This window comes from Pseudomonas sp. TWI929, assembly GCF_039673335.1.
Lineage (GTDB): Bacteria > Pseudomonadota > Gammaproteobacteria > Pseudomonadales > Pseudomonadaceae > Aquipseudomonas.
This window is the reverse complement of record NZ_JBDJLK010000008.1, coordinates 1-11,415: the sequence shown is the minus strand read 5'-3', so window position 1 is coordinate 11,415 and position 11,415 is coordinate 1. Positions and strand designations below refer to the sequence as shown.

Below are 11,415 nucleotides of genomic sequence, written 5' to 3'. Positions count from 1 at the left end.
CATGCGTCGCCGTCGCCATACCGAGGAACACGAAAACCACGAACGCTGGCTGGTGTCGTACGCCGACTTCATCACCTTGCTGTTCGCTTTTTTTGTGGTGATGTACTCGATTTCCTCGATCAACGAGGGCAAATACAAGGTCATCTCCCAGGCCTTGCTCGGGGTGTTCAACGACCCTGAACGCAGCATGAAGCCGATCCCCATTGGTGATGAGCAGCCATTGAGCGTGCGCCCGGCCGAACCACTGGTCAAAGACAGCGAGCAGACCGAGGCGGGCCTGGCGGCGACCAATGTCGACCCGTTGAAAACCATCAGTGATGACGTGCGCGATGCCTTTGGCGACCTGATCAAGAGTGACCAGATGACCGTGCGCGGCAATGAGCTGTGGATCGAGATCGAGCTCAACTCGTCGCTGCTGTTTGGCAGTGGCGATGCCATGCCCAGCGACAAGGCGTTTGCCATCATTGCGAAGGTGGCCGGCATCCTCAAGCCGTTCGCCAACCCGGTGCATGTCGAAGGTTTCACCGACAACCTGCCGATTCGCACTGCGCAGTACCCGACCAACTGGGAGCTGTCGTCGGCGCGGGCTGCGAGCATCGTCCGCCTGCTGGCCATGGAAGGGGTCAACCCGGCGCGCATGGCCTCGGTGGGCTATGGCGAATACCAGCCGGTAGCCAGCAACGACAATGCCGAAGGCCGCGCGCGTAACCGCCGTGTGGTGCTGGTGATTTCGCGCAACCTGGAAGTGCGCCGCAGCCTGACGGGCTCGGGCAGTGCCAATGCCACGCCGGATGCCGCATTGCGGCGGGCTGGCACACAAAGTGCACCGGCTACGCCAGCAACGGTGGCGGGGCAGTAACTCGTCAATTCTCTGTCACCGGACACAGGGTTCGCGAGATTACCGCCGCCCCCTGTGGGAGCGTGCAAGTTTTCGAGTTTCGCGCAAGACAGTTGCCCTAGCAGTGTCCCTGCCAAATCAATAGATAGAGTTTGCTTGATGAGAGTCTGGGCAGTAGCCAATCAAAAAGGTGGCGTTGGCAAGACCACCACTACCATCGCCCTGGCCGGCCTGCTGGCCGAGGCCGGCAAGCGCGTGGTCGTCGTCGACCTCGACCCGCACGGCTCGATGACCAGCTATTTCGGGCACAACCCGGATGCCTTGGAGCACAGCTGCTACGACCTGTTCCTGCACAAGGGCGCAGTGCCCGAGGGCTTGCCTGGGCAACTGCTGCTGCCTACCAGTGACGAGCGCATTTCGCTGCTGCCGTCGAGCACCGCGCTGGCTGTGCTGGAGCGCCAGTCGCCGGGGCAGAATGGCCTGGGCCTGGTGATCGCCAAGAGTCTGGCGCAGCTGTGGCAGGATTTCGACTTTGCCCTGATCGACAGCCCCCCCTTGCTCGGCGTGCTGATGGTCAATGCCTTGGCCGCCAGCCAGCAGCTGGTGATTCCGGTACAAACCGAATTCCTGGCGGTCAAGGGCCTGGAGCGCATGGTCGGTACCCTGGCCATGGTCAACCGCTCGCGCAAGCAGGCGTTGCCTTACCAGATCGTGCCGACCCTGTTCGACCGCCGTACCCAGGCCTCGCTGGGCACGCTCAAGCAGCTGCGCGACAGCTATGGGCAGCAGGTGTGGCAGGGCTACATCCCGGTGGATACGCGCCTGCGCGATGCCAGCCGCAAGGGCGTCACGCCTTCGCAGTTCGATAACAAGAGCCGCGGGCTGATTGCGTACAGGGCGCTGCTCAAGCACCTGCTGACCTACAAGACCGCAGCGCAGGTGGCCTGATGACCCAGATTCGGCAATCCAGCACCCGGCCACAGATGGCCCTGCAATCGTACCTCGATGGCCTGTTGCAGGAAGCCACCGAGGCCGAAGACTTGTTCGAGCCGCCAGCAGCGGCGGATGAATTCGCCGAAGCGGTGCGAGAGGAGCAGGCGCGCGATGCCCGGCAGCCGGCAAGGCCCGTGCCTGTCGAAGCGGTTGCCAGCCCGACCCCGCGGCCGTTTGCCGAGCCCAGGCTGACAGTACTGCCCAGCGTGATGCCGGTGGAGGCGCCGGTGGTGACGGTTATCGGGCAAGCGGTGGTGGCCGAAGCCGCCATCCCGCTCCTGGTCGAAGAACAGGCCATCGAGCCAGCAGTGCCGCTGGTCGATGTGCACTTGCCAGCGCCTGACCTGCCGGTGCCGCCTGCGACTGTCGATGGTCGCCCGGCCTGGGCAGCCGAGCCGTTCGAATGCCTGTTGTTCGACGTTGCCGGCCTGACCCTGGCAGTACCGCTGGTGTGCCTGGGCTCGATCTACACCCTGGCCGGCCAGGAGCTGACGCCGCTGTTCGGCCAGCCCGACTGGTTCCTCGGCATCCTGACCTGCCAGGCCGGCAACCTGAAAGTACTGGACACCGCGCGTTGGGTAATGCCCGACCGCTACCGCGATGATTATCGCCAGGGCCTGCAATACGTGATTTCCGTGCAGGGCTACGAATGGGGGCTGGCCGTGCACCAGGTCAGCCGCTCGCTGCGCCTGGACCCGTCCGAGATCAAGTGGCGCAGCCAGCGTGGTCAGCGGCCGTGGCTGGCCGGCACGGTAATCGAACACATGTGTGCACTGCTCGACGTCGCCGCACTGGCCGAGCTGATCGCCAGCGGCGCGGTCAAGCAGATGCACGCCAAACAGAAATGACACAGAACACAACCGCCAAACAGCGGATTTAGAGGGCTAGGGGAATGAAAAAGTCGTCTGCACAAGGTTCCGAAGATCCGATCCTGCAGTGGGTTACCTTCCGTCTGGACAACGAGTCCTACGGCATCAACGTGATGCAGGTGCAGGAAGTGCTGCGCTACACCGAGATCGCCCCGGTGCCGGGTGCGCCAAGCTACGTGCTGGGCATCATCAACCTGCGCGGCAACGTGGTGACGGTGATCGACACCCGCCAGCGCTTTGGCCTGATGCCGACCGAAGTCACCGACAATACCCGCATCGTCATCATCGAGGCCGACAAGCAAGTGGTTGGCATCCTGGTCGATAGCGTGGCCGAGGTGGTGTACCTGCGTCAGTCGGAAATCGAGACCGCGCCGAACGTGGGCAATGAAGAGTCGGCCAAGTTCATCCAGGGCGTGTGCAACAAGAATGGCGAACTGCTGATCCTGGTCGAGCTGGACAAGATGATGACCGAGGAAGAGTGGTCCGAGCTGGAGAATATCTGAGTTGATCCTACAGGTTGCTGTCATCTTCCTGGCGCTGGTCTGGGCGCTGAGCCTGTGGTTTTTCCTCAACTACAGCAAGCGCCAGCGCGAGCTGGCCGCGCAGCAGGCCGAGGGCGATGCCCTGCGTGACCAGCGCATCAAGGACCTGGCCAAGCGCCTGGACGACTACCAGAACGGTACCGTGCGCATGGGCGAAACACTGCACGACCTGAGCCTGGTGGTTGCGCCGCTGCCTGACAAGATCCAGCAGCTGGAGCAGCGCGACCCCAACAACGTCACCTTCAGCCAGGCGGCCAAGCTGGTGGGCATGGGCGCCAGTGTGGCCGAACTGACCGAAAGCTGCGGCCTGACCCAGGCCGAGGCCGAGCTGATGAGCAAGTTGCACCGCAGCGCTTGATGAAACGGGCGACGCAAGTCGCCCGGTTTGTTTCAGGGCTTGCCCCACGAGTGGTAGTTGCCGATATTCACTACGTTACCCAGCGCATGGTCGATGTTGCGCGCCTGGGAGACAGGCAAGGCCAGGTCTGCTGTGAGGGAGCGATAACCGGTTTCCGGGATTGACTCCAGCTTGCTCAATTGCCGCAGGAACTGCAGCCTGGGCAGGTGCCGGGCAACCATATCATTGAGCAGGCCAGGCCCGGTCATCCTGCTCAGTTCCTGGGCGTAGGCTTCGTAACCGTGGGTGCCTGCCAGCGGCCTGGTGTCGTAGAACGAAAGATTGCTGCGGTAGCGTGCGTTCATCTCTGCAGAAATCGCGCGCAAGGTCGGGTTGTTGGCATGGCTGCCGATCATGTTGCTGTTGTAGTCACAATGCATGCCCAGTAGCTCGTTGTCCACCGGGCTGCCAAGAACCAAGCCATCGGGCGTGGTTTTCAAGGCTACCGAGCTGATCATGGCGAAGCTGTCGGGGTTGTCTTCGAAGCTGCGCAGCGTGTCGTCGACGTCCATGTAGATGCCGCCCTCCGAATCGAGTAACGGGTAGCGCAGGATGTCGCAGGCAGACGCGAAGTTTGCCCCATTGCTGTCCAGAGCCTGCCGGTACTGATGGTAGAAGTCAGTTTGCTCGAAGGCTGCGTAGAAGGGCTGCTCTTCCAGTGTTCTGACCTGAACGTTCGATGCTGCGGTCAGCTTTGCCCGGTTCTTCATGAACGCTTTGGGGTTGGACTTCGACAGGTAGAACTCATAGGTAAAGCCCGTACCCTCAAGGCGTTTGGCGTTGCTGGCGATATTCTCCACCAGCTCATCGGGGATGCTTTTGTTGCCGACCCAGATGCTGAGAATCTTCTTCGGCAGAGGTGTTACTTGCGAGCTGTTGACCAACGGCACGCGGAGCGGCAGTTGCAGGTCTACATCCAGGTTACGCAGCGTGTACATGCGCATTGCGTTGCTGGTTCCCCGCGTGGCCGGGTTGACCACATACAGTTCGCGAGTGCCCGCAGTTACCTGGTAGTAGTTTGGCAGCACCTCGTTGGCATCCTCTTTGAGGATGAAGGCATCGTTTTCAGTGTCGTAGAGTATTTCGACTTCGTTGCCGTCCCTGAGTGCCAACAGCGCGTTGGTGCCCGTAGCGCGATTCAACGGGCCTCTGGTTATCCGCGTGGGCGCCACGGGTGGCGCGGCGGGCACGAAGAAGTCTGCCACTATCTCTTCGGGTAACCGGGGAGGGCTGTTGGGGCTCAGCGGGTAGCCCCACTGATCGTTCAGGCGCGTGGGCATGACGAAGCGTGAGCTTTTGCCTGGGAACAGCAGCCGCGGGCGAGCGGCCGGGAGCAAGGCCAGCGGGGCGGCATTGAGCAAGCCGAACGCAATGTTGCTCACGCCAGCGTCCTTGTCTGCAAGGGCCTTGCCGTTGATCGCCTGATCGAGCCCCAGGCCAAACTGCGCGACACCGCCGAGGGCAAGCAGCGGTATGAGTTCGGGCACCACCAGGGCTACGGGGGCCAATAAATTGAGCGTAGCCACCAGATAGCCACGCCAGCGTGACTTGGTCACTTGCGCATCGCTGGTGATGATGAAGTCGGCATCGGCATAGCTGCGTTCGCGCTGGCGCTGTGTGAGGGCCGCAAACAGGTCGCCCTCCAGCAGCGGGCTGTACTTGTCGACCTTGTAGTTGATGTACTCGCTGGGGGGCCAGTGGCCATCGACGGTAAACCCAGGCCGGTTGGGCGATCGATGGTGCATGCCCGGATAGGCGCCAAGGCCGTCCAGAGCGGTGTCCAGCCCACTGAAGTCCAGGCCATCGGGGGTGTCGGCCAGTTTGAAGTACTGGCGCAGGCTCAGGCGCTTGTCGTCGCTTCGGCATTGTTCGGCGAACCAACTGTGCATGGCCGCCATGTCGTCGAACTCATGCAGGGGCGATGAGTTGCCTGGCAGGTACAGCAGTACCTGCGGCAGTACAAGGTTTGCGATGCAGATCAGGTCGGTGGCGGCGTAGCCATACACGTTCAAGGGCCTGACCTGCAAGCCAGGCGCCATTGGCATAAGCCCCGCCGCTTGCCAGGCCAGTTGGCGGCCGGCGTCGCTCAACGAACCTTCCTGAACTTGTTTGTTGCAGGCTGCGATGAAGCTTATTTGCAGGGACTGCCGATGAGATTCCGTAGCCTGCTGCCAGTAATCGTCGAGCATGCCTACGAAGCGGTTGTGGAAGTCCAGGTTCCAGATGAACTGTTGCATGGCCTCGACGTCGACCGGCAAGTGCGTGCTGCTGTCGTAGCGGGCCGGGGTAGCTCTGTGGAACAGGCCGTTGAACACCGAAAAGTGGGCGCCGTTGCCAAGTAAGCCGGGTTCCGGCAGGCGCTCGACGATAGTCAGCGGGCCACTTGGCAAAGTGCCTGCCCACTGGCCAGGGAGCAATTGGCCGATCAGGTTCTTGTTGGTTTCACCTTGCCAGTCCGCGAGCACCGCCTGGGTGAGCGAAAGGCGCTGAGTGATGACGGCCTGGTGGCCACGGTAGTGCAGGGTGACGACGTCGGTCTGGTCGGGGTCGAGGTCATGGCCCTGTTGCTTGGCCCATTCACGGATAGCCTGGCAAGCCTGGCGGTCAGGGCGGGGAATGTGCTGCAGGTGGTTGCGGATGAACTGTTGGCCTGCGTGGCTCACTAAGGTGCCTGCCATGGGAATCTGCCTGTGCGGATAAATGAGGCACCACGGTAGCGAGGGAGATGGCTCAGGCTGTTTTACAGGGTTACTACCTTGCGCTTTTTTTGTGGGAGCGGCCTTGCGTCGCGATTGGGCTGCAAAGCAGCCCCGGGATTTCGGCAGCGCCGCACAAACAGCGTGGGCCGCTTCGCGGCCCTTTCCGACCGGTCCGGCGCCCCGGTAAGGCCGCTCCCACAAGGGCCGTGCAAGGCAGGTACAGTTCTAACTGCCGCTTATGTCCTGCTCCAGGAATGATTGCCGCCAACCTTGGCAACGCGGTTGAGTGGCAACAGTGTGCGCAGCGCCTGCTGGCTGCGCCGCAGGTCGACAAACTGGTAGGCGTTGATCCGCGGCATGCTGTACAGGTTGATGATTTGCCGCAAGGTACGCAGCGCCGGCAAGTGCCGGTCGACTACATCGCTGAGCATGGCCGGGCCGGTCATGCGGCTGAGTCGGTTGGCATAGCGGTAGAAGTTCGCCGGGTCATCGGCCAGGCTGGGCCTGCTGTCGTAGAAGGCCTGGTTGGTCTGGTAACGCGCATGCATCTCTTCGGAAATGGCCTCCAGTGTAGGGTTGCCGGGGTGGCTGCCGACCAGGCTGGTGTTGTACAGGCAGTTCATGCCCATCTTTTCGTTGGACATGGGCGGTGCCAGCAGCAGGCCATCGGGGGTGGCACGCAGTTCGATCTGGTCGATGGTTTCGCCGGTGGCCAGCAGGGTGTCATCGACATCCATGTACAGGCCCCCTTCGTGGTGCAGCATCGGGTAGCGCAGCACATCCGAAGCTGAGGCATAGTTGCTGGCGATGCCGCCATTGCCATCCAGCGCAGCGTCGTACTGGGCGTAGTAACGGCTCTGGCGAAATGCCCTGAAGAAGGTTTGCTCCTCCAGTGGCAGCACGTGCAGGCCGGGGGCGTGTTCAGCCAGCAGGCTCAGGTTCTCGGCATAGGCTGCGGGGGCCGCAGTGGAAAGGTAAAGGCGCAGGCTGTATTGGCTGTCTTTAAGCCGCTCGGCATTGCTGCCCAAGTTGGCCAGCAGTTCAGGGCTGATGACTTGGTCACCCACCCAGAGGCACGCAACTCGCTTGGGGATCGGGTAGCTTGCGCTGGCCAATGTCGGGATCTGCACTGGCAATGCAAGGTCGACGCCCAGCGCGCGCAGGCTACGGCTGCGCATGGCGTTGGTGACCGTGCGGGTGCCGCGAACAGGCTGCAGATCCCTGATTCCAGCTGTGGCGACGTAGCCGACCGGGTCGACTTCGTTGAGGCCCTGTTCACGAATGAAGACATCGCGTTCCAGGTCGTAGACCACGCGTTCGATATAGGTGTCGATGCTCGCATCGAGGTTGTCGACATCGCCGGTGTAGAGCGGCGTGCGGATAACCGAATCGGCAATGGCCTGGTCGCCTTCCGGCAGTGGCGCAATGGCCTCACAGATATGGAAGTAACGCGCACCTTCAGGCTCAGGAAAGCGGGGTGGCGAGACTGGGCTCAATGGGTAGCCGATCTGCTCATTCAGCCGAATTGGCGGTACGAAACCATCGGTTTTGAACTCGAACAGTGCCTTGGCCCTGGTGGTTCCTGCAATGGCCAGTGGCACGGCATTGAACAGACCCCAGGTGATATTGCCGACGCCGGCTTGCTTCTCATCGAGCGTCTTGCCATTGATCGCCTGGTCCAGTCCCAAGCCCAGTTGCACGATGCCGCCCACGGCCAGCAGCGGGGCCAGGCCGGGGACCACCAGGCACAACGGGGCGAGCAGGTTCAGCGTGGTAGTCAGGTAGCCCAGCCAGCGCGCTTTGCTGACCTGGCTGTCGAGTGTGATGAGGAAGTCGGCATCATCGTAGCTGCGTTGGCGCTGACGCTCGGCCAGTGCCTGGAACAGGTCGCCGACAATCCCGGGGCTGTATTTGTCGGGGCGATAGTTGACGTAGGTGCGCGGCGGCCAGATGCCGTCGTCGTTGAAGTAACCGTGCTCCGGGGGCAACTGATGGTGCTGCGGGTAAGCGGCCAGGCCATCGAGGGCGACATCCAGCCCGCTGAAGTCGAGGCCTTGCGGGCGGTCGGCCAGGCGGAAATGTTGCTTCAGCGCCTGGCGCCTGAGTGGGTCCTTGCACTGTTGGCCGACCCAGTCCTTCAGCAGGGTTTCGCTGTGGAATTCCAGTAACGGTGAACTGTTGCCGGGTATGTAGAGCACACTCAGGCCGCTAGCCGGATCGTTCAGGTGCAGCAGGTCGGTGGCGGCGTAGCCATAGATGTTCAGTGTGCTCACGTGCAGCGGGTTGCCCACGGGCATCAACCCGGCGGCTTGCCATATCAGCTTTCTGGCCGGCTCGCTCAGGCTACCATCACTGACTTGCCTGTTACAGGCGGCGATGAAATTGAGCTTGCAGGCCAGCCGGTGATCTTGCAGGTGCTTTTCCCAATAGTGGTCCAGCTGGGCCGTGAAAGGTGCATGGAAGTCCAGCGCTTCGATGAAGCGCTGGAAAGCCTCCGCGGCAATCGGCAGATGGGTGGAGGCGTCATAGCGTTGTGGGGTGGTGCGGCGGAACAGGCCGTTGAACACCTCAAAGGCGGCACCTTGGTGATTGAAACCAGGTGCCGGCAGGGTTTCGACCAGGCGCAGCGGTTCGTCAGGCAGCGAGCCGGCCCAGGGTTGACGAAACAGGGCACCGAGCAGGTCGTTGTTGGACTCGCCTTGCCAGTTGCCCAACACCGCCTGGGGCAAGCTCATGCACTGGATAACAGAAGCGAAATAGCTGCCGCGGCCTTCGGGGCAGTAGTGCAGGGTGACAACGTCAAGCTGCTCCGGGTCAAGGTCATGGCCCTGTTGCGCCAGCCATTGCCGGATAGCCCGGCTGGCTTCGCGATCCGGGCGGGGCACATGGCTGAGATGATCGCGGACGTACTGCACGCCGGCAGCGTTGAAGCGGCTTGTAGACATGGTATTCACCTTGCTCATTGACAGGAGTGGCAAGGCTGAACGGCTGATGCCGATCGGGGTGGTAGATAACTAGCGGTGATTGCTCGGTGGCAGCAGCGCAGTGACCGGCGTGATGTCGCGCGGTGCCTCGGGTTCGTCGCTGAAACCGGCGGGTACCTTGCCCCGCAGTTGCCAGGCGAAGGCAATGATCTCGGCAATGGTCAGGTACAACGCTTCGGGGATCCGCTCGCCCAGCTCCAGGCGCGCCAGCAGGCGCACCAGCTCGGCGTTTTCGTAGATCGGCACCTCATGCTCGCGGGCCAGGGCCAGGATGGCCTCGGCCAGGGCATCGTCACCCTTGGCGCTAAGGGTAGGGGCCTGCTGGCCGTCATAGCTCAGGGCGATGGCCTGGCGTGTGTGTTTCTGCGTCATGCGTTTTCATCCACCCAGCGTTGCTCTACCCGCGTGCGTGGGCCTTGTGGTGGTGTGCCGGGGTGGCACTCCAGGTCGCCGACATCCAGGCCACGTGCCAGCAGGCGCTCGCGCAAGGCGCCAAGCTGGGTATCGATCAACCGCGCGGTCTGCTCGCGCTCTGCCCACAGCTGCCCATTCAGGCGGCCCTGGCTAAGTTGCGCCTGCACCTGCATGGGGCCGAGCGGCGACAGGTCGAAGGCCAGCTCGATGCGCCACAGGGCTTGTAGCGGGTCTTGGGCTTCATGCTGGCGGTCGGCCTGCTGTTGTGGCGTTTCTTCGCGCTGCAGTTTGACCTGCAACGGGATGAACTCCTGGCCGTGGCGAATCGGCACTTCGGTCTGCCAGGTGGTCTGCAGGTTGCCGTTTTCCAGCGTGCCGGTTTGTTGCAGGCTGCTCATGGCGTGGCTTTGCAGGCGTGAAACGGCCGCCGCAGCCAGGCGCAGCAGTTGTTGCAGATCGCCTTCGTCTTCCATGGCCTTAAGCAGGCGCGACGGCAGCGGGAACGCCCCTGGCTGCGGCTTGGGGCTGACCCGCTCGAGCATACCCAGGGCGCTGCGGGCCAGCGCCGGCATGGTCACGGCCAGGCCGGCGGGGGCCAGGTTAGCGGCGCCGGCTGTGCCAGCGGGGGTCTGGGTCATCAGCCGCAGCAAATGCGCCTTGAGGTCGGTGGCAACGCTGGCGGGGAAGCCGCCCAGCAGTTTTGCTTCAAGAAAGGCACCGCTGTTGTTCAGGGCCTGGGCCACGGCCTTGGCATCGCCCAGTTGCCGGGCATCCGGCAGGCCGGCCAGCAGGCGTTCGGCACTGGCGCGCAGGTCGCCATCGGCACCTGGGTCGCGGGTAAGTTGCTGCAGGGCGTTGAGCAGGCCGGGCAATGAGGCCTGGCGGTTTTGCTGGGTCAGCAGTTGCTGGGCAATGCTGAGCTGGTCCTGCCTGCCGCTGAGCGGCACGAAACGCAGCGACTGGTCGCCCTGCACCAGCGCGCTGAGCAGGCTGCCAATGGCCAGCGGGCGCGGGCTGTCGACGGTCAGGGTAGCGCCGGCCTGGGCACTGTTGAGCAGGCTGACCAGCGCCCGGTAGACCGGCGCTTGGCCTGGCGCCTGGGCCAATGCCTGGTTGGTCACGACCTTGCCTTGCAGCAGGGTGCCGACGGGTACCTTGCTGGTGTCCAGGCGGGTGAGGGTGGCGACCTGGCTGGCGTTGGCCTGCTGCAGCAGGATTGCCAGGCGGTTGCTTTCGGTCTGGCTGACGGTGACTTGGCTGCCCTGGGGCAGGGGCTGGCTGGCGCTGGCTTGCAACTGGGTCTGAGTGCCATTGGCCTGCATCAGCCGCAGCACCAGTTGGAAGTCGCTACCCACCTGGCGCAACGACATGACTTCGGCCTGCGCGGTCTCGCCGGGGGCCATCAGGCCGGGCTGTGGTTGCGTCAGGCGCAGCAGTTCGCCAGTCATGGCCGCCTTGATGGCCTGGGTGCTGATTGCGGTTTGTGCACCGAGACTATTGATTTCAGTCATGATTGTATACAACCTGTCGAACCCGGCCTCTTGGCAGCGCGGCAGCGCGTGTAATAATGCTGGCCGCCCGTCGTTGCCAGTATAACGGCAGCGTGCGGGGCGACTTGAGACACAAGGGCTTCAGAGTGGTGTCGCCTGCTTCGCGGGCATGCCCGCTCCCACAGGTTC

The 11,415-nt window shown here is 63.0% G+C and carries 9 protein-coding genes; 5 read left to right on the top strand and 4 right to left on the bottom strand.

The genetic code is table 11. The features are described from left to right. Position 1 precedes the first annotated feature (1 nt). The 5 genes from motD to ABE456_RS05890 all read left to right on the top strand — a co-directional run bounded on the left by motD (position 2) and on the right by ABE456_RS05890 (position 3,600). A complete protein-coding gene (gene motD / locus ABE456_RS05910; RefSeq protein WP_156858298.1) occupies positions 2–859 on the top strand; it encodes a flagellar motor protein MotD in 858 nt (285 codons plus the stop codon). A 138-nt stretch (positions 860–997) separates the two neighbouring features. Continuing rightward, positions 998–1,786, top strand: coding sequence for a ParA family protein (locus tag ABE456_RS05905; protein ID WP_156858299.1), 789 nt, complete (start codon positions 998–1,000; stop codon positions 1,784–1,786). Beyond that, entirely contained in the window at positions 1,786–2,679 is an 894-nt protein-coding gene (locus ABE456_RS05900; protein WP_346643120.1) for a chemotaxis protein CheW, read from the top strand. Before ABE456_RS05905 ends, ABE456_RS05900 begins: the two co-directional genes overlap by 1 nt. Positions 2,680–2,723: 44 nt before the next feature. After that, positions 2,724–3,203 (top strand): chemotaxis protein CheW, encoded by a 480-nt coding sequence (locus ABE456_RS05895; protein ID WP_003254393.1) that lies wholly within the window; start codon positions 2,724–2,726, stop codon positions 3,201–3,203. Position 3,204: 1 nt separating this feature from the next. Next, the gene (locus ABE456_RS05890) at positions 3,205–3,600 is read left to right on the top strand and encodes a DUF2802 domain-containing protein (protein ID WP_346643119.1); all 396 of its coding nucleotides are present in this window, start codon (positions 3,205–3,207) and stop codon (positions 3,598–3,600) included. A 32-nt stretch (positions 3,601–3,632) separates the two neighbouring features. Here ABE456_RS05890 and ABE456_RS05885 read toward each other — a convergent pair whose 3' ends face one another. The 4 genes from ABE456_RS05885 to ABE456_RS05870 form a co-directional block, all read right to left on the bottom strand. Further along, a complete protein-coding gene (locus ABE456_RS05885; RefSeq protein WP_346643118.1) occupies positions 3,633–6,317 on the bottom strand; it encodes a DUF6543 domain-containing protein in 2,685 nt (894 codons plus the stop codon). Positions 6,318–6,574: 257 nt separating this feature from the next. Then, positions 6,575–9,283 carry a DUF6543 domain-containing protein gene (locus ABE456_RS05880; RefSeq protein WP_346643117.1) on the bottom strand — a complete coding sequence of 903 codons (2,709 nt, stop codon included), beginning with the start codon at positions 9,281–9,283 and terminating at the stop codon, positions 6,575–6,577. 69 nt (positions 9,284–9,352) lie between these two features. Next, a complete protein-coding gene (locus tag ABE456_RS05875) occupies positions 9,353–9,694 on the bottom strand; it encodes an EscU/YscU/HrcU family type III secretion system export apparatus switch protein (RefSeq protein ID WP_346643116.1) in 342 nt (113 codons plus the stop codon). Continuing rightward, entirely contained in the window at positions 9,691–11,247 is a 1,557-nt protein-coding gene (locus ABE456_RS05870; protein WP_346643115.1) for a flagellar hook-length control protein FliK, read from the bottom strand. Before ABE456_RS05870 ends, ABE456_RS05875 begins: the two co-directional genes overlap by 4 nt. Positions 11,248–11,415: the final 168 nt, after the last annotated feature.

Bases quoted from the DNA above. Each gene is read 5' to 3' on its own strand.
- motD (WP_156858298.1), top strand. From the start codon at position 2: ATGCGTCGCCGTCGCCATACCGAGGAACACGAAAACCACGAACGCTGG.
- ABE456_RS05905 (WP_156858299.1), top strand. From the start codon at position 998: ATGAGAGTCTGGGCAGTAGCCAATCAAAAAGGTGGCGTTGGCAAGACC.
- ABE456_RS05900 (WP_346643120.1), top strand. From the start codon at position 1,786: ATGACCCAGATTCGGCAATCCAGCACCCGGCCACAGATGGCCCTGCAA.
- ABE456_RS05895 (WP_003254393.1), top strand. From the start codon at position 2,724: ATGAAAAAGTCGTCTGCACAAGGTTCCGAAGATCCGATCCTGCAGTGG.
- ABE456_RS05885 (WP_346643118.1), bottom strand. From the start codon at position 6,317: ATGGCAGGCACCTTAGTGAGCCACGCAGGCCAACAGTTCATCCGCAAC.
- ABE456_RS05880 (WP_346643117.1), bottom strand. From the start codon at position 9,283: ATGTCTACAAGCCGCTTCAACGCTGCCGGCGTGCAGTACGTCCGCGAT.
- ABE456_RS05875 (WP_346643116.1), bottom strand. From the start codon at position 9,694: ATGACGCAGAAACACACACGCCAGGCCATCGCCCTGAGCTATGACGGC.
- ABE456_RS05870 (WP_346643115.1), bottom strand. From the start codon at position 11,247: ATGACTGAAATCAATAGTCTCGGTGCACAAACCGCAATCAGCACCCAG.